This is a genomic window from Streptomyces koelreuteriae (assembly GCF_018604545.1).
Lineage (GTDB): Bacteria > Actinomycetota > Actinomycetes > Streptomycetales > Streptomycetaceae > Streptomyces > Streptomyces koelreuteriae.
Genome location: NZ_CP075896.1, coordinates 7,648,517 through 7,669,719, shown reverse-complemented (window position 1 = coordinate 7,669,719; position 21,203 = coordinate 7,648,517). Strand labels below are relative to the sequence as shown.

Sequence of the window (21,203 nt, the reverse complement as noted above, 5' to 3'; positions counted from 1 at the left end):
CCATCGACGACGATGTGACGTGCTTCACACCACGGTCCTGTCAGGAAACGGCGGGCTGCCCGGTTCAAGGGGCGAGTCCCGCTCGAGACAGGAGCCCGAAATGCAGCACCGCATCGTCGTCCTCGGAGCCGGCTACACCGGAGCCATCGCCGCCGGCCGCCTCGCCAAGAGGCTGCACCGTGAAGACGTCGCCCTCACCCTCGTCAACGCCGAGCCCGACTTCGTCGAGCGGGTCCGGATGCACCAGCTCGCGGCGGGGCAGGACCTCAGGCCCCGGCCCTTCCGCGACATGTTCGCGGGCACCGGCGTCGCGCTGAAGCTCGCGACGGTCACCGGCGTCGATGTCGACCGCAAGACCGTCACCGTCAACGCCGTCGATCCCGTCAACCCCGTCGACACGCAGGGCCCCGGGCAGCCGGAGACCGAGGAGCTGGAGTACGACACCCTCGTGTACGCCCTCGGCAGCGGCTGGAACGACCAGGGCGTCCCCGGCGTCGCCGAGCACGCCCATCAGCTCGCCGGCCGACCCGGCGCACTGCGGTTGCGCGAGCGCCTGGCCCGTATGGACGCCGGAGAGTCCGTGGTCGTGGTCGGCGGCGGACTCACCGGCCTGGAGGCCGCGACCGAGATCGCCGAGGCCCGCCCGGACCTCGACATCGCCCTGGCCGCCCGCGGCGAACTCGGCGACTGGCTCTCCCCCAAGGGCCGCCGGCACCTGCGGAAGGTCTTCGGCAAGCTCGGCATCACCGTCCACGAGCACACCTCGGTCACCGGCGTCGAGGCCGACCGTGTCACCACCGCCGACGGCGGGACGATCCCCTCCGCGGCCACCGTGTGGACCACCGGCTTCGCCGTCCACCCGATCGCGCGGGCCACCACCCTGGAGGTCACCGACACCGGCCGGATCGTGGTCGACGGGACCATGCGCTCGGTCTCGCACCCGGACGTGTACGCCATCGGCGACGCGGCCCTCGCCATGGGCCCCGGCGACAAGCCGCTGCGGATGTCGTGCGCCTCCGGCACCCCCATGGCCTGGCAGGCCGCCGACGCCATCGCGGCCCGCCTGACCGGCGGGAAGCTCCCGAACGCCCCGCTGCGCTACTTCAACCAGTGCATCTCGCTGGGCCGCGAGGAAGGCCTGATCCAGTACGTCACCGCCGACGACCGCGCCGTCCGCGCGGCCCTGACGGGCCGGTTCGCCGCCGTCTACAAGGAACTGATCTGCAAGGGCGCGGCCTGGGGCGTCGCCAACCCGACCCTCGGCCTGCCGACCCGCCGCCGCCGCGTCGTACCGCAGCCGGCCCTGGCCGATGCGTCGGTCGGGACAGCGGCCTGACGCGCACGGCAGCCCGACGGCCTCATGCCCCGAGGCCGTCGAGCAGCAGGGCGAGCCCTCCCAGGAACTCCTGGTCCGCGCTGATGTTCCGGGCGTCCCGCGCCGTTTCGGTCATGTGGGGGAACTCGGCGGGCGGCAGCTCGGTGATGGCTGTCGTCCCCGGGCCGGACAGGGGCCCTAGGTGTTCCAGCTGGATCGCGCCGATGATGTAGCCGAGCAGGCCGCGCAGGGCGATGACCCGGCGGTCGCCCTCGATGCCCGCCTCGGTGAGGACGGCGGTCACGGTCTCCGACCAGCGCAGTACTCCGAGGGAGTGGTGCCGGTGGGTGATGGTCAGGGGAACGACCGCCGGATGAGCGCCCACGGTGTCGCGCAGACGCCGCGCCATGACCTCGATCCGCTCACGCCATGACGCGTCGGGATCCGGGGGCCCGGAGTCCACGGCGTTCAGTACCAGCTCGACGACGAGCCGTTCGAGCTCATCGCGGTCGTGCACATAGCGGTAGAGACCCATGGTGCTCATGCCGAGCTCCTGGGCGACGGCGCGCATCGACAGCCCGGGGAGCCCGTCGCGGTCGATGACGGCGAGGGCGGCCGAGGCGAGCTGATCGGGGGTGAGGGAACGGGGACGCGGCATGACGGTTGACAGCGTACGGCATACGCCTACGCTGGTAGGCGTATGCCGTACGCCAACGGAGGGAATGTCGATGCGCCTGTCCCGCAGTCCGGTGGAGCCCGGGTCCACCGTCAACGCACGCACGCTCAGCGCTGTCTCCGGCGACGAGGTCGCCGTTCCCGACCCCGGCCGGCTGGTTCACCTTCAGTTCCGGCGGTTCGCCGGCTGCCCGGTCTGCAACCTGCATCTGCGGTCGGTGATACGGCGGCACGGGGAGATCGAGGCCGCCGGGGTACGCGAGGTCGTGGTCTTCCACTCCCCCGCCGGGGAACTGTCGCCCCACACGACCGATCTGCCGTTCGCCGTCGTCGCCGACCCCACCAGGAGGCTGTACACGGAGTTCGGCGTGGAGCGGTCGCCCCGCGCCCTGCTCAGCCCCCGAGCCTGGGGACCGATCGTCCGCGCGGTCCTCAGCGGCGTACGGGAGGTTGCCCGCGGACGGGAGCGCCTGCCCTCGACCAGCCCGCACGGCGGCCGGCTCGGCCTGCCCGCCGACTTCCTCATCGCACCCGGCGGGCGCGTCCTCGCGGCCAAGTACGGCGAGCACGTCTACGACCAGTGGTCGGTCGACGAACTGCTGGAACTGGCGGCCACCACCCCGCGCACGCCCCGTACGAATCCCGCGGCCCGGTGACCGGGGGCCGCGGGTACCCGGACAACTCCAGGTTCACAGCGAGGCGTTCTCCGAGGCCGTCGCCCAGGCGAATCCGTCCGGGTCGGTGAAGGTCCCGGCGTCGCTGTCGATCGTGAGGCGGTGCGAGCCGGTGCCGTCGGGGGAGACGCCGACGAGTTTGGCCAGGCCCCGGCGCTTGTAGAGCGCCAGTTTGACCGGATCCGACCCGGTGGCGAACTCGACGTACTTGCCGCCGAAGCTCTTCGCCACGGCGAGGCCGTGATCGACATAGAACTGCTTGCTGGCCTTCACGTCCTCGACGCCGAGCAGGAGCACGATCTCGTCGATCTGCCGGGAGGTGGGGCCGGTGTTCTTCTTCGACGACGAGACCACCTGCCAGAGCGTGCCGTCGGGGGCCCGCACGACGCCCCCGTAGCCCCAGAGCGACTTGGCGGGAGGCTTCAGGGTCTCGGCACCGGCCTCCACGGCGGCGTCGACGAGGGCGTCGACGTCGGCCGGCTGGGACATCACGAGCGACAGCGTGAAGCCGCGGAAGCCGGAGGTCGGTGCCTCCGAGGCCCGCAGACGTACCTGTCCGCCCAGGCCGAGGGCGGTGGTGCAGAAGCGTTCGGCGGCGGCCCGGTCGGACACCTCGAGGGTGACGGATGCGATGGAAGTCATGACGTCGACGCTAGAGCGGCCGGGGCACCCACGCTTCTCGAATCCTGACCGGAACGGCGACGGGGCCCGGATGCCCGGCGTGCCGACGGCCCGGTCCGCGCCTAACGTGGGCCTGGCCAGCGCCGCCGCGGAGAGGAACCTGCCATGCCGGTCGCTCAGAGCCCTCTGCACGGTCGGACCGCCGTGGTGACCGGCGCGGCGCGCGGCCTCGGCGAGGCGATGGCCCGGGAGCTGTGCCGCCGGGGCGCGCGGGTGGCGCTGCTCGGCCGTGAGGAGCGGACGTTGGCCCGGGTGCGGGACAGCCTTCGGGGCGTGTCCGAGTGCTGGGAGGTCGATGTCACGGACGAGCGCGGGATGGCTCGCGCCGCCGACGGGATCCGTGAGACGTTCGGGCCGCCCTCGGTGGTGATCGCCAACGCGGGGGTCGCCGAGGGCGGGCCGTTCGCCGAGGCCGATCTCGACGTCTGGCGCCGGGTGGTCGAGGTGAACCTCGTCGGCAGTGCCGTCACCGCGCGGACGTTCCTGGCGGACCTCCTGGACACACGGGGCTACTTCCTCCAGGTCGCGTCGCTCGCGTCCATCGGCGCCGCGCCCATGATGAGCGCGTACTGCGCTTCGAAGGCCGGGGTCGAGTCGTTCGCCCACGCGCTGCAGGCGGAGGTCGCCCATCAGCATGTGGGCGTGGGCATCGCGTACATCAACTGGACGGACACGGACATGGTCCGCGACGCCGACGCGCACCCCGTGCTGCGGGAACTGCGCGGCCACATGCCGCCGCCGGCGCGCAAGGTGTATCCCGTCTCGTATGTCGCCGGCCGGCTGGTCACGGCGGTCGAACGGCGCCGGCCGTCGGTCTACATGCCCCGCTGGCTGCGATACACCCAGCTCGTGCGGGCGGCGATGCCGCCGGTCGTCACGCGGCTGTCGCGCCGTGAACTGCCCCGTCTCGCCGCCCGCGAGCCCTTCACGGCCACGGGGCTCCTCGGCGCCGGAGGCCGGGCCGCCCAGGCGACCCGGGCCACCCGGGCCACCGGTGTCGACACCCCGCCCGGCTGAACACCGGCTCGGCGGCGGCCCGCATCCATCCGCGGCGTCACCCATCCGTCGGCGACATCACGCATCCGTCCCCGGCAGCCCGCATCCATCCACCGCCTCCCGTCCGAAGTGGTCCGTGTGGGAGCGAATGCCGCCCGTCGCACCGCCGCGACAGGCGCGGTCCCGCCGGTGCGGCCATGATCGAGGGGGCCGCAACACCGGAGCGCACGCGTGGAGGAGCCGATCGTGGAGACGGACGGACAACGGGACGCACAGCCGCCGCACTGTCTGGTGACCGGGGCGTCCGGGTACATCGGCGGGCGTCTGGTGCCGGAACTGCTCCAGGAGGGCCACCGGGTCCGGTGCCTGGCCCGCTCCCCCGGCAAGCTGCGCGATCACCCCTGGGCGGGGCACGCCGAGACGGTCCGGGGCGATGTCACGGACGCCGATTCGGTCGCCGCCGCGATGCGGGGTGTCGATGTCGCGTACTACCTGGTGCACGCCCTGGGGACCGGTCCGGGCTTCGAGGAGACCGACCGCAGGGCGGCCCGGGTCTTCGCCGAGCAGGCGCGCGCCGCCGGTGTGCGGCGGATCGTCTACCTCGGCGGGCTCACACCCCAGGGCGTTCCCGAGGAGTCCCTCTCCCCGCATCTGCGCTCCAGGGCCGAGGTGGGACGCGTCTTCCTCGACGCGCCGGTCCCGGCCACGGTGTTGCGGGCGGCGGTCGTCATCGGCTCGGGCTCGGCGTCCTTCGAGATGCTGCGCTATCTGACCGAGCGGCTGCCGGTGATGGTGACGCCCAGTTGGGTGCACACCCGGACGCAGCCGATCGGCGTACGGGACGTGCTGCGGTACCTCGTCGGTTCGGCCACGATGCCGGATGACGTCGACCGCGCGTTCGACATCGGCGGGCCGGACGTCCTCACGTACCGGGAGATGATGGACCAGTACGCCAAGGTGGCCGGACTGCGGCGCAGGCTCATCGTTCCGGTGCCGGTGCTCACCCCGAGGCTGTCCAGCCACTGGGTCGGCCTGGTCACCCCGGTGCCCGCCGCCCTCGCCCGGCCGCTGACCGAGTCGCTGCGCCACGAGGTCGTGTGCCGCGAGCACGACATCGCCCGCTACGTGCCCGACCGTCCGGGCCGGCCGCTGCCCTTCGACACGGCGCTGGCACTGGCGCTGCGCAAGGTGCGCGACGCACAGGTCGTCACCCGCTGGTCGTCCGCCGCCGTGCCCGGGGCGCCCAGCGATCCCCTGCCCACCGACCCGGACTGGGCGGGCGGCAGCCTCTACGAGGACGAGCGGCACCTCCCGGTGGACGCGTCCCGGGAGTCGCTGTGGAAGGTGATCGAGGGCATCGGCGGCGACAACGGCTGGTACTCCTTCCCGCTCGCCTGGACGGTCCGGGGCTGGCTGGACCGTTTCGTCGGCGGTGTCGGTCTGCGCCGCGGACGGCGCGACGCCGAGCGTCTGCGGGCCGGCGACTCCCTGGACTTCTGGCGGGTCGAGGAGATCGAGCCGAGCCGTCTGCTGCGGCTGCGGGCGGAGATGCGGCTGCCCGGTCTGGCGTGGCTGGAGATGTACGCGGAGACGGACGACGCGGGCCGTACGCGCTACCGGCAGCGCGCCCTCTTCCATCCCCGGGGCCTGCTGGGGCACGCCTACTGGTGGTCGCTCTCCCCGTTCCACGCCGTCGTCTTCGGCGGCATGGCCCGCAACATCACCCAGGCGGCCGTCAAGGGGATGAGCGCGCGCCGGGCCGGGCCGCGTCCCGGCCGCATCCGGACCGCGCGTCGCGACCGAAGAGTCAGGCAGTAGAGATCCACATCGCGATCCCCATCGCACAGCACCTTCAGGAGAATCGCCATGACCGTCGCGGTCGTCTTGTTCACCTCGGATCTGCGGGTGCACGACCATCCGCCGCTGCGCGCCGCACTGGCGTGGGCGGACGAGGTGGTGCCGCTCTTCGTCCGCGATCCCGGTGTCCACGCGGCGGGCTTCGACGTGCCCAACCGCAGTGCCTTCCTCGCCGACTGCCTGACCGACCTCGACGCCTCGCTGCGCCGGTGCGGCGGCCGGCTCGTCGTCCGCAAGGGACCGGTCGTCCAGGAGGTCTGCGCGGTGGCCGCCGAGTGCGGGGCGACAGAGGTGCACCTCGCGGCGGGCGTCACCGGCTACGCCCACCGGCGGGAGGAGCAGTTGCGGGACGCGCTGCGCGGACAGGGCGTGGCGCTGCACGTGCACGACAGCGTGATCACGGCCCTGGCGCCCGGCGCGGTGACGCCCGCGGGCAACGACCACTTCGCCGTGTTCACCCCCTACTTCCGCCGGTGGTCGCAGGAGCGGCTGAGGGACGTCTGTCCCGCGCCGCGCGTCGTGCGCGTCCCCGACGCCGTGCAGGGCGAGCCGCTGCCCTCCCGGGACGAGCTGTCGGACATCTCGCCGGGCCTGCCCACCGGGGGCGAGGGACCCGGGCGCGACCGGTTCAACCGGTGGTCGCGCGGCGGGCTTTCGGCGTACGAGGACCGGCACGACGATCTGGCGGGCGACGCGACGTCCAGGCTCTCGCCGTATCTGCACTTCGGTGCGCTGTCGCCGGTGGAGCTGGTCCAGCGGGCCCGGGAGCGTGGCGGGCCGGGGGCGGAGGCGTTCGTACGGCAGCTGTGCTGGCGCGACTTCCACCACCAGGTGCTGGCGGCGCGGCCCGACGCCTCCGGCCAGGACTACCGGACGCGGCACGACCGGTGGCGGACCGAGGACGAGGCCGCCGAGGACATCGCCGCGTGGCGGGAGGGCCGCACCGGCTACCCGGTCGTCGACGCGGCCATGCGCCAGCTGCTCCACGAGGGCTGGATGCACAACCGGGCGCGGCTGCTGGTGGCGAGCTTCCTGGCCAAGACCCTGTACGTGGACTGGCGGATCGGCGCCCGGCACTTCCTGGACCTGCTGGTGGACGGCGACATCGTCAACAACCAGCTCAACTGGCAGTGGGTCGCCGGGACCGGCACCGACACCCGCCCCCACCGCGTCCTCAACCCGGTCGTCCAGGGCAAGCGCTTCGACCCGGCGGGAGGTTATGTACGGCGGTGGGTGCCGGAGCTGTCGGACGTGCCCGATGCCCGCATCCATGAGCCCTGGCGGCTGCCCGAGGAGGAACGGGCGCGGCTGGACTACCCGCAGCCGCTGATCGACCTCGGTGAGGGCCTGGCCCGGTTCAAGCACGCGCGCGGCCGGGACTGACGGCGGGAGCGGCTCGTGCACTGGCTGTTCGGTGATCAGCTCGGTCCGCTTTTCCTGCGGCCGTCCGAGGACAGCGGCCTCGCCCGGGACACGCCGCTGCTGATGATCGAGGCCCGGTCGGTGTTCCGGCGCCGGCGCTTCCACCGGGCCAAGGCGCACCTGGTGCTGTCCGCCATGCGTCACCGCGCGGCCGAACTCGGCGACCGCGTCAGCTACGTGCGCGCCGACACCTACCGCGAGGGGCTCGACCGGGCGGCGCGCGGCCGGGCCCTGACCGTTCATCACCCGACCTCGTACGCCGCGCTGCGGCTGGTGCGCTCGCTGCCGCGGGTCACGACGGGCCCGGCGCGCGGATTCCTGGTGCCCCTGGACGCCTTCGCCGCGTGGGCCGGCGATCAGGGCGGCAGGAGCCTGCGTCAGGAGGACTTCTACCGCTGGGTCCGGCGCGGACACGACCTGCTGATGGACGGCGACCGGCCCGTGGGAGGCCGGTGGAACCTCGATCACGACAACCGGCGGCCGCCGCCCCGTGACACGGCCACCCTGCCGGTCGACCGTCCCTACCGGCCGCGCGAGGACGACATCGACGCGGAGGTCCGCCATGACCTCGACCGCTGGGAGAAGGACGGCGACGTGTCCTTCGTCGGGCGGGACGGGCCACGCCTGTTCCCCGCGACCAGGGCCGAGGCCCGGGCGGCGCTGCGTCGTTTCGTGGAGCGCCGGCTCACCGATTTCGGCCCGTACGAGGACGCGATGCTCGCCGCCGACCCCGTCATGAGCCACAGCCTGCTGTCGTCCTCGCTCAATCTGGGGCTGCTCGATCCCGCCGAGTGCGTCGAGCGGGCCGAGACGGCGTGGCGCGAGGGGCGGGCGCCGCTGAACAGCGTGGAGGGCTTCGTCCGGCAGATCGCCGGCTGGCGCGAGTACGTGTGGCAGCTCTACTGGTACTTCGGCGAGGACTACCGCAACTCCAACGCGCTGCGCCACACCGCACCGTTGCCGGACTGGTGGAACGACCTGGACGCCGACGACGTGGAGGCGCGCTGTCTGCGCACGGTGCTGTCCCAGGTACGCGACACGGGATGGACCCACCACATCCCCCGGCTGATGCTGCTCGGCAGCTACGCGCTCCAGCGGGGCTGGGATCCGGCGGCGGTCACGGACTGGTTCCACCGCTGCTTCGTCGACGGCTACGACTGGGTGATGGTGCCCAATGTCGTCGGCATGTCCCAGTACGCCGACGGCGGCCGGATGACCACCAAGCCGTACACCTCCGGCGGTGCCTATGTGAACCGGATGAGCGATCTGTGCGGCGCGTGCGTCTACCGGCCCTCGCAGCGGACCGGCGCGCACGCCTGCCCCTACACCGCGGGCTACTGGGCGTTCCTCGACCGGCACCGCGCCGGACTGGAGCGCAACCATCGCATGGCACAGGCGGTGCGCGGCCTGGACCGGCTCGGCGACCTCGCCGACGTACGACGCCAGGAGCGGGCGCGCGGGGACTCACCGCCCTGACACGACCGACTCCACCACCGCCAAGGCCTCGGCCAGGCCGGGGGGATGGGGCAGCCCGGCAAGGGTCTGACCGGCCCAGCCCGGCCCCAGGGTCAGGACGACGGGCTTCCTGCGGGCACCGCGCACGCCCCATTCCATCGCCGCCACATGCTGCGCCAGCGGCCGGCTGGCCGTGGTGCGGGACTGCGCCCACAGACCCACGGCGGCGGGTCCGGTGCGGCGCACCGCCGCGACGACCGATTCGACGGGCAGCGCGGCACCGAACATGCGTACCGGCAGGCCGCGTTCGGCCAGCGCGGCGGCCAGCACCTCCAGCGGCAGGGTGTGGTTCTCCCCCGGCACGCAGGCGAGGACCGTGGTGATGCCGGGGCCGTCGGCGACCACGGGCGGTGCGCTGCGCCGCAGCGCTCCGGAGACGTGCCAGGACAGGAAGTGCTCCACCTCCACATACTTCTCCCCCGAGGTCTCCCACTTGCGGCCGGTCGCCTGCAGGGTCGGCATGATCACCTCGGTCCAGGCCGTGACCAGTCCGTGGTCGGCGATCGCGGCCAGGAGCAGTTCGTCCAGGGCGGCGGCGTCGAGACGCAGGGCGGCACGGGCGATCCCCCTGGACTCCTGGCGCACGTCGCCGAGGCGCATCCCGCTCCCGGCCCGGCTGCGGCCGCGCGGCGGCGGGGGCGGTTGCGGGAGGGGCACCCGCGCGGAGGGGGCCGGGTCCGGCGGTGTGTCGCCGAGCGCCACGCGCGCGGCTTCGGCAGGGGGCAGACCGGTCGCCGTCAGGGCGCACATCCGCTCCAGGCGGGCCACGTCCCCGGCGGTCCAGCGCCGGTGCCTGCCGCCGGTGTGCGCGTCGGGGCCGATGCCGTAGCGGCGGTCCCAGGAGCGGACCGTGGTGGGCGCCACCCCCAGGCGTCTGGCCACTTCACCGGTGGTGAGCCCGCCGCGCAGCGGGTCCTCCTCGTGCCGGCCGTCGCCGTCACCTCTGGTCACGGAGCCCACTGTACGACGCACAAACGACGCATGTTGCCTGCGTCGTTTGTGCGTCACAAGACTGGGACGCGTGCGGACGGCCGCACCTCGCGCATGGCAGGAGGAACCAGGCCATGATCACCGACACCCGAGAAGAGACCAGGTACGAGGACGAGCTGGCCCTTGGATTCCGTGCCGCCGACGAGGACGCCTTCGCCGCGGTCTACCGGCGCTGGGCGCCCCTGGTCCACACCATGGCCACCCGGTCGCTCGGCGACACGTACGAGGCCGACGACGTCACCCAGCAGGTGTTTCTCGGCGCCTGGCGCGGTCAGGCCGGCTTCCGCCCGGAGCGGGGCCCGCTGGGCGCCTGGCTCGTGGGCATCACCCGGCGCAAGATCGTCGACGCGCTGGCCGCCCGGACCAGACGGCTGGCCCTCGCCGATTCCCTCGCCCACACGGACGACACGCTCGGCCGGGACGAGTCGGCGGCGGAGGACGTCCTGGACCGGGTCCTGCTGGTGCAGGAGTTGTCCTGTCTGCCGTCGCACCAGCGGCATGTGCTGTGCCTGGCCTTCTACGAGGACCTGACCCAGGCCCAGATCGCGGAACGGACCGGAATGCCGCTCGGCACGGTGAAGAGTCACGCCCGCCGTGGCCTGCAGCGGCTGCGCCGGGCGATCGAGCCGGGCCAGGTCCGCTGGACGGGCGTCTAGCCGCGCGGCCGAACCGGCCGACGAAAGGTGCCGTCCGCGCATCCGCGACGGTCGCCGTGCGCGAAACGACATCGAGACCCCGCAACGTGCGGAGGCGCATTCGAAGGGATGACCCCCATGACTTCCCGGACCTCTCTCGCTGTCGCCGCATCGGCCGCCGCCTGCGCCCTGGCCCTGGGCGCCGCCGCGCCCGCCATGGCGGGTGCCGCCTCGCAGAACGAGGCGATGGTGTCCGTCTTCCACGGCATCCCCGGGATGACCGTCGATGTGTACGCCAACGGTGACGAGCTGATCGGCGACTTCAAGCCCGGCACGGTGACCGACCCGCAGGCCCTCAAAGCCGGGACCTATGACATAGAGATCTTCGAGGCGGGCCAGAACCCGGACGGCACACCCGCCCTCCAGAAGGAGGTCAAGGTGGCCGAGGGCGGCAACGCCACGATCGCCGCCCACCTCACCGCCGACGGCAAACCCCAGCTGACCGCCTACACCAACGATGTCGCGAAGGTCGACGACGGCAAGGCCCGCCTCACGGTGCGCCACGTCGCAGCCGCCCCCGCGGTCGACGTCCGCGCGAACGGGCAGCCGCTCTTCACCGGCCTGGAGAACCCCAAGGAGGACACCACCGAGGTCGACGCGGGCACCGTGAAGGCCGATGTCGTGCTCGCCGGCACGGACACCGTGGCCATCGGCCCGGCCGACCTCTCCCTCAAGGCGGGCACGGCCAATGTCGTCTACGCCTGGGGCAGCGCCGATGACAAGAACCTGGCGCTGGCGACGCAGACGCTCAACGCCACGAAGTAGGTTCGGCGGGCCGGCGGTCCAGGAGGTAACGCAGCCGCGCATCGCGACGGTCCGCTCCCCTGGCCGTACGGTCCGCGACGGCCGATTCCCAGCAGGCCGCGAGGGCTTCCCGGAAGAAGCTGGAGGCGGACTCGTCGCGTGCGGCGGTCTCCACCAGGACCCGTTCCGGCTCGTGCGCGCACTCGCCGGAACGGTCCCCGGCGTCGGCGCGCGGCCTGGTGCGGTTGGGCAGGCCCGTGGCCGGCGGCCGGGCCTGCCGTACGGTCCGGGAGACCGCCGAGGTGGCGGCCAGGATGATCTCGAGTTGCTCGGCGAAGTGAGGGCCGGGGAGCGGGATCTCGTAGTCGGGGTTGCGGGCGTATCCGGCGGCGACGGCGTTGGTGACATAGGCCTTGACCGCGGTGTACGTCTCGGTGTGGTCGCGGGGGGCGGTCGGGGCCAGTCGGCTGAGGATGCGCAGGACCGTGGGGATGCTGGTGTCGACGCCGAGTCCGCTGTCGGCCGGCGCGTCGTCGCCGGCCTGCTGGTGCCACAGGGCGGCCGCCTGCCGGTCGCCGAGCGCGAGGTGATGCAGGTGGAGGCAGTAGGAGGCGGCGGGTTCGCCGGCCCCGGCGGCGTACTGCCACCAGAAGCGCGCGCCGTCCCGCGCGTCGGCGAGTTGCAGGACGCAGCCGAGGATCCAGGCGCCGCGCGGGGAGGGGAGCTGTTCGGTGACGAAGTCGGCGAGCTGGCGCGGCGTGGCGTGGACGACGGCCGCCTCGCACAGGGCCCGCAGGCTCCGGGCGGCGTTGTCGTCGGCCAGGTCGCCGCCGCCGACGGCCCACAGCGGGGTGCCGTCCGGGGCGAAGGCGGGGTAGGCGGTGTCCTCGTACGGGACGGTGTCCGACGGCACGTGGGGATCGTGCAGCAGGAGCGAGCGGGAGAGGAGTTCGTCGATGGCGGTCATGGCGGGGTGCTCACTCCCGGTTGTCATGGCGGAGGTAGGTGCCTTCCAGGGCGCCTCGGGCGTGGTGGTCGATGGACTGGGTGATGGCCGTGGACAGGCCGACGACGCCGGGGATGGCGTCGGGGTGGATGCCGCACAGATAGCGCAGGACGGTGACGTCGAGCTGGTTCTGGGGCAGCCGGGCGACGGCGTCGAAGAAGTCGGCGAGCCGGCCGATGCGGGCGAAGCGGGCGGTCAGGTCGTCGATCCGGCTCTGGTCGACGGTCTGGAACGCCGCCGGGCGCAGATCGGGATGTCCGGCCGGGTGCAGGTGCGTGCGTAACAGGACGCGCGAGCGCAGCAGCCGCCAGGCGTGGCGGGGGACGTTGGGGCCGGCGACGGCGTCGTCCCAGCCGAGCCAGAGGATGTCGCAGGCTTCCGAGACGACCCAGTGGGCGCGCCGGTCGCTCTGCAGGAAGGCGCGGGCGTAGGCGGTGTAGGGGTGGCGCATGGCCTCGGTGAATCCCTGGTGGGCGAGCGGGGGCCGTTCCGGCGGCAGCGGCTGGACGGCGTGTATGCGGCTCTCGATCCAGGCGTGGTCCTTGGCCGCCTCTCGGGCCGCCGCGGTCCACAGCCGGCGCAGCGGCCAGACGGGGATGTCCAGGGCCCGGACCACGCTGTAGGTGATCTCCCAGCCGGGGTAGTAGCCCTTGCCGCGCAGGAGTTCGCTGATGCGGGCCTTGGAGTAGCCGGAGCGGCCGACGAGGTCGTCGAGGGTGAGCCCGCTGGCGAAGAGCCGGCCCCGCACCGGCTCCAGCCAGGCCCGGTGGGAGGGACCCACCTGCTCGCCGATCGACTCCGGTTTGCGGCCGCGCCTGCTCGGCGGCTCGCCGTCGGGCTGCTCGTACGCGGAGAACGGGGTCATCGCACCGACTCCTCGGGTCCGGCCGCTATGGCCGTCGGGGCGGTGTCCGCCGGGGTGGGGCGCGGGGACTGCGTGGTGTGGAGGGCGGCGACGATCTGCTGTACGAGCAGTCCGAGCGACGGCAGCAGCGCGGCCACGGCCGCGAGGTGCCCCAGCACGGTCATCACCGTGCTCCATGCGAAGACCGCCACCATCACGACGACGGTCAACACCTGCTTACTGGACATCGCACCTTGTCTCTCAACTCGAGGCGTCTGGAAGGCTCTTCCGCGGCGGTGCTGAGGCGCTGCGGAGGAGTTGGAGGTCAGCATGGTGCGTCGACGGCCGGACACTCAACGTGATCATGGAGTTACGGAACAATGCCGCCGGGTGCCCCGGTGTCCACAGCGGGCCTCACTGGGCCATGTCGGTCACTCACGCGTGCAAAACATGGCGGATTGAACGCTTTTGAAGGCGGAAACGTACTTCTCGTCGCGATACCGGGGGCAGGGCGCACCATGGATCGCGGACGCCTCCCCGGGCGTCGGACCTTCCAGTCTGGAAGGACGAGCGGTCCCTTCGTGCTGAAGAACGACCGGAGGGGACCGCACCGCTCCCGCCCAGACCCCGTGCTGGGCGGGAGCGCCTGCTCGCTAGCCGTGCCGCCTGCGCACCATCTCGGTGATCCAGACGGGCGCGAACGGGGATGTGCAGCCGGGGGACGTCGGATAGTCCTTGAGCACCTCCAGGCGCTCGCCGATGCCGAGGGCACGGGTGCGGTACTCCGCGTGCTCGATCCCGATCTGGGCCAGGCAGTGGTTCATCGCCCACTGCAAGCGGTCCGGGGCGTCCTTCATCTCCGCCTCGATGACGTCGAGCAGTTCCGCGAGGTCGAGGCCCTCGGGTTTCTTCGCCACGCGTTCGGTGGTCAGCGCCCAGCCGGCGCTCGCGACCACGGGATCCGGGTCGGCGAACCAGGCCGAGCGCAGTTCCTCGGCGTGCGGGCTCTTCTTCACCACGTAGTTCACGAGCCAGTCGTGCACCTTGGGGGTGCGTGCCTCGCGCAGCATGACGTCCAGGGCGTCACGCTCGAACGCCTTCGGGCGGCAGATCAGGAGGGCGAGCAGTCTCGCCGCGGTGTCGCCCGTCTCCCAGAGCCGGACCGCGAGTTCCTGCTGCGTCTTCAGGCGCTTCGCGAGCGCGCGCAGTTTGCCGAGGTTCACACCGTGATCGTCACCGTGCCTCTCGTTCACCTCGCGCGCCTTCGGGTCCTCGAGCGCGGCCAGCTCGGCCATCACCTCGGCGACCGTCGTCCCGGGCTGCGTCGTCTCGGCCACCTCGGCCTCCTGTCCCTCGCGATCGGCATTCACCGTACGACGGAAACCGGCTGCCGCGATGCCCGGGATCAGCCCGAGTGTCCCCAGTCCAGGCGGTCGGCCAGCCCCGCCTCGGTGAAGGCGGCCTGGAGTTCGTCGCGGCCTTCGGTGAAGTGGGTCCAGCTGTCGTAGTGGACGGGGACGACCCGGCGGGCGCCGAGGATCCGGGTGGCTTCGGCGGCCTGGGCGCTGTCCAGCACGAGGGTGCCTCCGTCGAAGAGGCCGGCGAAGCGGGGTGCGCCCGCGAAGAGGACGGCGGTGTGCACCGGGCCGAGGCGGTCGGCGGTCTCCCTGACCGCGTCGAGGGAGGCGTTGTCACCGCTGACGTAGACGGTGGGCAGTCCGTCTCCGGTCAGGACGAATCCGACGACCTGTCCGGTGACGGCCTCGGTCTCCTCGCGCGGACCCGGGCCGTGGACGGCGGGGACGCCGGTCACGGTGACCGTGCCGCCGTCGGGGCGGTCCAGCTCGACCGACTCCCAGTCGGCCAGTCCCCTGGCCCGGTCGCCGAGGCGCTTGCCGCCACCGGGGGTGGTGAGGGTCAGCGGCACATCGGCGAGGAGGGCCCGGCCGGCTCGGTCGAGGTTGTCGGCGTGCTCGTCGTGGGAGAGCAGGACCACGTCGACGGAGCCGAGCTCGGCGGGGCTGCCGGAGGCGGGGGCGGTCTTGGTCAGGACCGGGCCGGCCGACTCCGGGTAGTCGCCGGGAGCGTCGAAGGTGGGGTCGGTCAGGAACCGCAGGCCGCCGTACTCGAAGAGAGCGGTCGGGCCGCCGAAGACGCGGACGGGGAACTGCTCACGGGTCGTCACCGAAGAAGCCACAGCAGAAACACCTCACGGATAGGATTGGTTTATCCGTGAGAGACCGTAGCCGCTTCTCACGGATGAAGGCAAGCCGTACCATGAGAACCATGAACGCGAACGCCGCCGCCGAGCCCGCCGAGCCCACTGGTTCCGCCGAACCCGCCGTGCCTCCCGCGCCCGGTGAGGAGCAGTACGCGGCCCTCGCCTTCGCCAACAGCGTCATCGCGTCGCCCGGCGGCAGGTTCACCGACTTCCTCGGCACACCGGAGCAGGCGAATCAGTGGCTGGCGGACCACGGCCTCGCCCCCGTGGACGCGGGCCTCCGGGAGATGTGCACGGCACAACTGCGTTCCCTGCGCGAACAGATCAGGTCGTTGCTCGCCTCCCGCGTCGAGGCGCTGCCGGCCCTGCCCGCCGCCCTCTCCGCGGTCAACGACGCCATGACCAAGGTGCCCACCGCCTCGCTGCTCCAGTGGGACGAGAAGAACGGCCCCTACCGCGCACCCCCGCACCCCACCACCGAGATCGTCGACCACGCACTCGCGGCCCTGGCCGCCGACGCGGCCGACCTGCTCACCGGGCCCGACGCCGAGCGCCTCACCGCCTGCGGCTCCCCGCCCTGCGGCCGCTATCTGCTGCGCCACGGCCGACGCCACTGGTGCTCGACACGCTGCGGCGACCGCGCACGCGCGGCCCGCGCCTACGCACGCCGGACCCGGACCGAGGGCGGGGGCGGGGTCGAGGCCGGGGCTTCCGCGCTCGGGACGCACCCGGAGGGCGGGTGAGGCCCGGTCATCCGGACAGACGGTCGCTAGGGTTGGGCGCGTGGAGCTCCTACACCTGCGCTATTTCGTCGCCGTCGCCCAAGAACTGAACTTCTCCACCGCGGCCCGCAAACTGCACATGGCGGCCTCCCCGCTGAGCCGACGGATCAAGGATCTCGAAGGCGAACTCGGGCACCGGCTGTTCGACCGCGACACGCACAAGGTGAGGCTCACCGCCGCCGGTACCGCGCTGCTGCCGATCGCGCGCGGTGTCCTGGAGCAGGTCGACTCGATCCAGTGGCGACTGGACGAGACGGCCCGGCCGCAGCGGACCACGCTGCTGCTCGGCGTCCCGAGCGGCATCCACCCGGATCTGCGGATGCGGATGGACACCCTCGCCGAGCGGGTCGGCGACCGGTTCGAGATCAAACGCTGGCCGGGGGGCACCGACCGGCTGGTGGACGCGGTGTGCGACGGACGGCTCGCGCTGACCCTGGCCCGGCTGCCGGTCGGCGGCGACCCCGCCCTGGAACAGTTGCCGGTGATGTCGGAGCGGCTGGGCGCGGTCGTCCCCAGAGACCGCTTTCCGGGGCGGGAGTCGGTCGCGCTGGCGGAGCTGGCCGACCTCGCCTACGCGGGCTCCCCCACGGCCGTGACCAACGCGTATTTCCGCGGACTCGACCGGCGACTGTCCGATCTCGGCCTCAAGAAGCGGATCGAACTGAGCAGTGTCACTTTCGACGGAGTGTCCGAGATAGTGGCCAGCGGACTGGCTTTCTCCATTTCCATGCTGGATTCCAGAAGCCCCGTACAGAATTACCGTCTGGACAATGTGACGGTTCTCCCCTTCTCCGATTTCCATCCGACACTGGAGACCGGCCTTTTCTGGCGCAAGGACCGGGCCGACGGCGGTGACCTGGAAGAAGTGGTCGCCGCGGCGCGCGAAGTGTTCGCCGACCGGCTTCTCGCCTGAATTCCAAGAAACCTTCACACAAAGCGGTATGACCACTGCGGTCATACCGCTCTGCGCTATTTGGTCATTCCGTTCGCAACCCGCCCTTGCTAACTTAGTTGGCAGATACACACATGCGGCGAAGCTAGGAGTGAAGGTAACGATGACGGAAATCACGGACACCACCGCCGGTCCTCTGGACGGCGTGCGCGTGATCGACCTCTCGACCGTGGTGATGGGCCCGTACGCCGCCCAGATCCTCGGTGACCTGGGCGCCGACGTGATCAAGATCGAGTCGCCCGCCGACACCGTGCGCGTGGGCCACTACCGCACCACGCCGGGCATGACCCCGCTGAACCTCAACGTCAACCGCAACAAGCGGAGCGTGGCCCTCAACCTCAAGGAAGAGACCGACCGGGAGCGCGCGCTCGCACTGGTCGACACCGCGGACGTGCTCATCACGAACATGCGGCCCGGCGCGCTGCACCGTCTGGGCCTGTCCTACGACGACATCGCCGCCCGCAACCCGCGGCTCGTCTACGCACACGCCCAGGGCTTCCGCGGCGACTCGGACCGCGCGGGCAACGCCGCCTACGACGAGACCGTGCAGGCCGCCTCCGGCCTGGTCGACATCGCCGACCGCGCGCTGGGCGAGCCCGTCTACCTGCCGACCATCATCGGCGACAAGGTCTCCTCGCTGACCATCGCCTACAGCGTGCTCGCGGCCCTGCTGCACCGGGACCGGACCGGCCGGGGCCAGCAGGTCGAGATCCCGATGACGGACACGCTGATCGCCTTCAACCTCGTCGAGCACCTGGCGGGCCACACCCACGTGCCCGAGAGCAGCCCCACCGGCTTCCCGCTGTCGATGCTCAAGGGCCACAAGGCGGTGCGCACCAAGGACGGCCTCGCCTGTGTCATCCCCTACAACCCGCGGAACTACCGTGACTTCTTCTCGGCCGCCGGGCGCCCGGACCTCGCCGAGGACCCGCGGGTCGGAGGGGAGGCCATCGACAGCGCCGACCACGAGGACCTGGCCGAGCTGATCGGCGTGTGCGCCCCGGCGCTGACCACCGAGGAGTGGGCCGAGGTGTGCGCCAAGCACAGCATCCCGATGGCGCCGGTGCTGGAGCTGGAGAACGCCCACGAGGACCCCTATGTCCGTGACGGTCACCTGCTCGACACCGTCGAGCACCCGACCGAGGGCACTGTCCGCACCATCGGCATCCCGGTGCGCTTCTCCGCGACCCCCGGCTCGATCCGCCGGCTGGCACCGGTCGCGGGCCAGGACACCGCGGACGTCCTCGCCGAACTCGACGCCGCCCGCTGAGCGACGGCCCTCCCTCCCCCAACTCGCCGTCGGGGAGCGGCCCGCGCTCCCCGACGGCCGTCACACCAGGACAGAAGGACCACCATGAGCACCCCCGAAACCCCTGTCGTACGGACCGAACGCATCGGCTCCGCCCTGCTGATCACCCTCGACCGGCCCGAGGCCCGCAACGCCGTGAACGCGGCGGTGGCCGCCCAACTGGCCGCTGCACTGGACGAGTTGGAGGCCGATCCGGCGCTGCGGGCCGGTGTGCTGACCGGTGAGGGCGGCGCCTTCAGCGCCGGTATGGACCTCAAGGCGGCGCTGCGCGGCGAGTCGCCCGAGGTCGAGGGCCGCGGGTTCGGCGGCCTCACCGAGTCCGAGCCGGCCAAGCCGCTGATCGCCGCCGTGGAGGGCTTCGCCATGGGCGGCGGCTTCGAACTGGCCCTGGCCTGCGACCTGATCGTCGCGGCCGAGGACGCCCGGTTCGGTCTGCCCGAGGTCAAGCGCGGGCTGATCGCGGCGGGCGGCGGCGTGATCCGGCTGCCCAAGCGCGTCCCGCACCACCTCGCCATGGAACTGCTGCTGACCGGCGAGCCCGTCGACGGCCGCCGTGCGGGCGAACTCGGCCTGGCCAACCGGGTCACCGGCAGCGGCCAGGCCGTCGCCGAGGCGCTGCGGCTGGCCGAACGGCTCGCGGAGAACGCCCCGCTCGCGCTCGCCACCGTCAAGCGCGTCGTCCGCGCCGCCGACGGGGCGCCCGACGCCGAGGCCTTCGCCTTCCAGCGCGAGCAGATGAAGACCCTGATGGCCTCGGCCGACGTCCGCGAGGGCATGACGGCCTTCGCCGAGCGCCGCCCCGCGCGGTGGACGGGACGGTGAGGCGCCATGCGCGCCGAGGACGTCACACAGCACGTCACCACCCCCCTCACCAGCCCGGCGTACGCGCCGATGGTGCCGCGGTTCACCGACCGTGAGTACCTCAACGTCGTCTACCGCACCGACCCCGAAGCGCTGCGGGCGGTCGTCCCTCAGCCGCTGCGGATCGACGAGCCGCTGGTCCGGTTCGAGGTCATGAAGATGGGTGACGTCAGCGGCTACGGCCCCTACACCGAGGCCGGCCAGGCGATCCCCGTCGGCTTCGAGGGCGAGCGGGGCGAGTACCTGCACGCCATGTACCTCGACAACTTCCCGGCGACCGCCTCCGGCCGCGAGGTCTCCGCCTACCCGAAGGTCATGGGCTCCCCGGCGCTCCAGGTCGACACCGGCGCGCTCGTCGGCACCCTCGACCACGGCGCGCAGCGGGTCGCCACCGCGACCATGGGCTACAAGCACCACGAGCTGGACCGGGACGAGGCGGCGGCGCAGATCACCGTGCCGACCTTCATGCTCAAGGTCATTCCCGGCTACGACGGTCTGCCGCGTGTGCAGGAACTCGTCCGCACCCGCATCACCGACCTCACCGTCAAGGAGGCCTGGACCGGCCCCGCCCGGCTGCAGCTCTTCCAGCACGTGCTGGCCCCGCTGGCCGACCTGCCGGTGCTGGAGGTCGTCTCCGCCAGCCACATCCTCACCGACCTGACGCTCGCGGGCGTCGAGCCGGTCCACGACTACCTGAAGGGAGCCCTGTCATGACCCGCGCCTTCCGTACAGCGGCCGTGATCGGCGCCGGGACCATCGGACTGTCCTGGGCGACGCTGTTCGCCGCACACGGCCTGACCGTCAAGGTGAGCGACCCGCGGCCGGACCTCGCCGAGGCCGTCGCCGACGCGCTGGAGCGCAACGCCCCGCAGCTGGCCGCCCGTGGCCTGGACGTGACGGGCCTGGCCGACCGGGTGCACATCGCGGCCGATGTCGCCGACGCGGTCCGGGACGCGGACGTCGTCCAGGAGAACGGCCCCGAGCGGGTCGAGTTCAAGCAGGACCTGTTCGCCACGCTGGTCCGCGAGGCACCCGAGCACGCGCTGCTGCTCAGCTCCTCGTCGGCGATCCCGTCCAGCGCCTTCACCGGCGAACTGCCGGACGAGGCCGCCGCCCGGGTCCTGATCGGCCACCCCTTCAACCCGCCGCACATCGTCCCGCTCGTCGAGGTCGTGCCCGGGGAGCGCACCGGCGAGGACGCCGTGCAGGACGCGGTGGACTTCTACACCTCGGTCGGCCGCACCCCGGTCGTCGAGCGCAAGGAGATCCCCGGCTTCGTCGGGAACCGGCTGCAGAACGCGCTCAGCCGCGAGGCGGTGTACCTCGTCCAGCAGGGCGTGGTGACCCCCGAGGACCTCGACAAGGTCGTGATGAACTCGCTGGGCCTGCGCTGGTCCACGGTCGGGCCGTTCCTCGGCTCGCACCTGGGCGGCGGCCCCGGCGGCTACCGGCACCTCGTCGAGCACATCGGCGCCTCGATGCGGCAGCGGCTCGACACGGGCCTCGGCAGCCCGTCGCAGAGCGAGGAAGACCAGGAACGGCTCATCGAAGCCGTGGAAAAGGCCTACGGCTCCTCCACGTACCCGGAACTCACCGAGACGCGCGACCGCAGGCAACTCGCGGTGCTGTCCGCCCTGGACAGCGCCGACAAGGAGGAGAACTGA

The 21,203-nt window shown here is 72.3% G+C and carries 22 protein-coding genes; 14 read left to right on the top strand and 8 right to left on the bottom strand.

Features of this window, described 5'->3' with window-relative positions:
* Positions 1–100 precede the first annotated feature (100 nt).
* The gene (locus KJK29_RS34580) at positions 101–1,336 is read left to right on the top strand and encodes an NAD(P)/FAD-dependent oxidoreductase (protein WP_215123114.1); all 1,236 of its coding nucleotides are present in this window, start codon (positions 101–103) and stop codon (positions 1,334–1,336) included.
* Positions 1,337–1,358: 22 nt separating this feature from the next.
* On the opposite strand, the gene KJK29_RS34575 is transcribed toward KJK29_RS34580, so the two are convergent.
* Positions 1,359–1,973, bottom strand: coding sequence for a TetR/AcrR family transcriptional regulator (locus KJK29_RS34575; protein WP_215123113.1), 615 nt, complete (start codon positions 1,971–1,973; stop codon positions 1,359–1,361).
* A 70-nt stretch (positions 1,974–2,043) separates the two neighbouring features.
* Between KJK29_RS34575 and KJK29_RS34570 the strand changes: the two genes are divergently transcribed.
* Entirely contained in the window at positions 2,044–2,646 is a 603-nt protein-coding gene (locus KJK29_RS34570) for a peroxiredoxin-like family protein (protein WP_215123112.1), read from the top strand.
* A gap of 33 nt (positions 2,647–2,679) precedes the next feature.
* Here KJK29_RS34570 and KJK29_RS34565 read toward each other — a convergent pair whose 3' ends face one another.
* On the bottom strand, positions 2,680–3,306 hold the full coding sequence (locus KJK29_RS34565; protein WP_215123111.1) for a VOC family protein: 627 nt from the start codon (positions 3,304–3,306) through the stop codon (positions 2,680–2,682).
* 144 nt (positions 3,307–3,450) lie between these two features.
* Between KJK29_RS34565 and KJK29_RS34560 the strand changes: the two genes are divergently transcribed.
* The 4 genes from KJK29_RS34560 to KJK29_RS34545 all read left to right on the top strand — a co-directional run bounded on the left by KJK29_RS34560 (position 3,451) and on the right by KJK29_RS34545 (position 9,096).
* The gene (locus KJK29_RS34560; protein ID WP_215123110.1) at positions 3,451–4,362 is read left to right on the top strand and encodes an SDR family oxidoreductase; all 912 of its coding nucleotides are present in this window, start codon (positions 3,451–3,453) and stop codon (positions 4,360–4,362) included.
* Positions 4,363–4,587: 225 nt separating this feature from the next.
* Positions 4,588–6,159, top strand: coding sequence for an SDR family oxidoreductase (locus KJK29_RS34555; protein ID WP_215124555.1), 1,572 nt, complete (start codon positions 4,588–4,590; stop codon positions 6,157–6,159).
* Between the two features lie 48 nt (positions 6,160–6,207).
* The gene (locus KJK29_RS34550) at positions 6,208–7,581 is read left to right on the top strand and encodes a cryptochrome/photolyase family protein (protein ID WP_215123109.1); all 1,374 of its coding nucleotides are present in this window, start codon (positions 6,208–6,210) and stop codon (positions 7,579–7,581) included.
* A 15-nt stretch (positions 7,582–7,596) separates the two neighbouring features.
* Complete coding sequence (locus tag KJK29_RS34545) at positions 7,597–9,096, top strand: cryptochrome/photolyase family protein (protein WP_215123108.1); 1,500 nt, start codon at positions 7,597–7,599, stop codon at positions 9,094–9,096.
* Here KJK29_RS34545 and KJK29_RS34540 read toward each other — a convergent pair.
* Positions 9,085–10,086 (bottom strand): MerR family transcriptional regulator, encoded by a 1,002-nt coding sequence (locus tag KJK29_RS34540; RefSeq protein ID WP_215123107.1) that lies wholly within the window; start codon positions 10,084–10,086, stop codon positions 9,085–9,087. The genes KJK29_RS34545 and KJK29_RS34540 overlap by 12 nt on opposite strands.
* Positions 10,087–10,199: 113 nt before the next feature.
* Here KJK29_RS34540 and KJK29_RS34535 point away from each other — a divergent pair, with 113 nt between their 5' ends.
* Complete coding sequence (locus KJK29_RS34535) at positions 10,200–10,781, top strand: RNA polymerase sigma factor (RefSeq protein ID WP_215123106.1); 582 nt, start codon at positions 10,200–10,202, stop codon at positions 10,779–10,781.
* 117 nt (positions 10,782–10,898) lie between these two features.
* The gene (locus KJK29_RS34530; RefSeq protein WP_215123105.1) at positions 10,899–11,585 is read left to right on the top strand and encodes a DUF4397 domain-containing protein; all 687 of its coding nucleotides are present in this window, start codon (positions 10,899–10,901) and stop codon (positions 11,583–11,585) included.
* Here KJK29_RS34530 and KJK29_RS34525 read toward each other — a convergent pair.
* From KJK29_RS34525 to KJK29_RS34505, 5 genes are all read right to left on the bottom strand, one after another.
* Positions 11,569–12,531, bottom strand: a complete 963-nt coding sequence (locus KJK29_RS34525; protein ID WP_215123104.1) for a DUF6207 family protein — start codon at positions 12,529–12,531, stop codon at positions 11,569–11,571. The genes KJK29_RS34530 and KJK29_RS34525 overlap by 17 nt on opposite strands.
* A 10-nt stretch (positions 12,532–12,541) precedes the next feature.
* On the bottom strand, positions 12,542–13,435 hold the full coding sequence (locus KJK29_RS34520) for a helix-turn-helix domain-containing protein (RefSeq protein ID WP_215123103.1): 894 nt from the start codon (positions 13,433–13,435) through the stop codon (positions 12,542–12,544).
* A complete protein-coding gene (locus KJK29_RS34515) occupies positions 13,432–13,662 on the bottom strand; it encodes a hypothetical protein (protein ID WP_215123102.1) in 231 nt (76 codons plus the stop codon). The genes KJK29_RS34520 and KJK29_RS34515 overlap by 4 nt, the downstream gene beginning before the upstream one ends.
* Before the next feature lie 405 nt (positions 13,663–14,067).
* The gene (locus tag KJK29_RS34510; protein WP_215124554.1) at positions 14,068–14,709 is read right to left on the bottom strand and encodes a DNA alkylation repair protein; all 642 of its coding nucleotides are present in this window, start codon (positions 14,707–14,709) and stop codon (positions 14,068–14,070) included.
* Positions 14,710–14,819: 110 nt separating this feature from the next.
* Positions 14,820–15,611 carry an MBL fold metallo-hydrolase gene (locus KJK29_RS34505; protein WP_215123101.1) on the bottom strand — a complete coding sequence of 264 codons (792 nt, stop codon included), beginning with the start codon at positions 15,609–15,611 and terminating at the stop codon, positions 14,820–14,822.
* Between the two features lie 146 nt (positions 15,612–15,757).
* On the opposite strand from KJK29_RS34505, the gene KJK29_RS34500 reads away from it, so the two are divergent.
* The 6 genes from KJK29_RS34500 to KJK29_RS34475 all read left to right on the top strand — a co-directional run bounded on the left by KJK29_RS34500 (position 15,758) and on the right by KJK29_RS34475 (position 21,203).
* Positions 15,758–16,378 carry a CGNR zinc finger domain-containing protein gene (locus KJK29_RS34500; RefSeq protein ID WP_370869216.1) on the top strand — a complete coding sequence of 207 codons (621 nt, stop codon included), beginning with the start codon at positions 15,758–15,760 and terminating at the stop codon, positions 16,376–16,378.
* Between the two features lie 40 nt (positions 16,379–16,418).
* Entirely contained in the window at positions 16,419–17,330 is a 912-nt protein-coding gene (locus KJK29_RS34495; RefSeq protein ID WP_215123099.1) for a LysR family transcriptional regulator, read from the top strand.
* A gap of 142 nt (positions 17,331–17,472) precedes the next feature.
* Positions 17,473–18,639 (top strand): CaiB/BaiF CoA transferase family protein, encoded by a 1,167-nt coding sequence (locus KJK29_RS34490; protein WP_215123098.1) that lies wholly within the window; start codon positions 17,473–17,475, stop codon positions 18,637–18,639.
* Between the two features lie 84 nt (positions 18,640–18,723).
* A complete protein-coding gene (locus KJK29_RS34485) occupies positions 18,724–19,500 on the top strand; it encodes a crotonase/enoyl-CoA hydratase family protein (RefSeq protein WP_215123097.1) in 777 nt (258 codons plus the stop codon).
* Between the two features lie 6 nt (positions 19,501–19,506).
* A complete protein-coding gene (locus tag KJK29_RS34480) occupies positions 19,507–20,253 on the top strand; it encodes an acetoacetate decarboxylase (RefSeq protein WP_215123096.1) in 747 nt (248 codons plus the stop codon).
* Positions 20,250–21,203: a 3-hydroxyacyl-CoA dehydrogenase NAD-binding domain-containing protein gene (locus KJK29_RS34475; protein WP_215123095.1), complete on the top strand. Its 954-nt coding sequence runs from the start codon at positions 20,250–20,252 to the stop codon at positions 21,201–21,203. Before KJK29_RS34480 ends, KJK29_RS34475 begins: the two co-directional genes overlap by 4 nt.

Excerpts from the sequence above, each read along its gene's own strand:
- KJK29_RS34580 (WP_215123114.1), top strand. The coding sequence starts at position 101 with ATGCAGCACCGCATCGTCGTCCTCGGAGCCGGCTACACCGGAGCCATC.
- KJK29_RS34575 (WP_215123113.1), bottom strand. The coding sequence starts at position 1,973 with ATGCCGCGTCCCCGTTCCCTCACCCCCGATCAGCTCGCCTCGGCCGCC.
- KJK29_RS34570 (WP_215123112.1), top strand. The coding sequence starts at position 2,044 with ATGCGCCTGTCCCGCAGTCCGGTGGAGCCCGGGTCCACCGTCAACGCA.
- KJK29_RS34565 (WP_215123111.1), bottom strand. The coding sequence starts at position 3,306 with ATGACTTCCATCGCATCCGTCACCCTCGAGGTGTCCGACCGGGCCGCC.
- KJK29_RS34560 (WP_215123110.1), top strand. The coding sequence starts at position 3,451 with ATGCCGGTCGCTCAGAGCCCTCTGCACGGTCGGACCGCCGTGGTGACC.
- KJK29_RS34550 (WP_215123109.1), top strand. The coding sequence starts at position 6,208 with ATGACCGTCGCGGTCGTCTTGTTCACCTCGGATCTGCGGGTGCACGAC.
- KJK29_RS34535 (WP_215123106.1), top strand. The coding sequence starts at position 10,200 with ATGATCACCGACACCCGAGAAGAGACCAGGTACGAGGACGAGCTGGCC.
- KJK29_RS34530 (WP_215123105.1), top strand. The coding sequence starts at position 10,899 with ATGACTTCCCGGACCTCTCTCGCTGTCGCCGCATCGGCCGCCGCCTGC.
- KJK29_RS34525 (WP_215123104.1), bottom strand. The coding sequence starts at position 12,531 with ATGACCGCCATCGACGAACTCCTCTCCCGCTCGCTCCTGCTGCACGAT.
- KJK29_RS34520 (WP_215123103.1), bottom strand. The coding sequence starts at position 13,435 with ATGACCCCGTTCTCCGCGTACGAGCAGCCCGACGGCGAGCCGCCGAGC.
- KJK29_RS34515 (WP_215123102.1), bottom strand. The coding sequence starts at position 13,662 with ATGTCCAGTAAGCAGGTGTTGACCGTCGTCGTGATGGTGGCGGTCTTC.
- KJK29_RS34510 (WP_215124554.1), bottom strand. The coding sequence starts at position 14,709 with ATGGCCGAGCTGGCCGCGCTCGAGGACCCGAAGGCGCGCGAGGTGAAC.
- KJK29_RS34490 (WP_215123098.1), top strand. The coding sequence starts at position 17,473 with ATGACGGAAATCACGGACACCACCGCCGGTCCTCTGGACGGCGTGCGC.
- KJK29_RS34485 (WP_215123097.1), top strand. The coding sequence starts at position 18,724 with ATGAGCACCCCCGAAACCCCTGTCGTACGGACCGAACGCATCGGCTCC.
- KJK29_RS34480 (WP_215123096.1), top strand. The coding sequence starts at position 19,507 with ATGCGCGCCGAGGACGTCACACAGCACGTCACCACCCCCCTCACCAGC.
- KJK29_RS34475 (WP_215123095.1), top strand. The coding sequence starts at position 20,250 with ATGACCCGCGCCTTCCGTACAGCGGCCGTGATCGGCGCCGGGACCATC.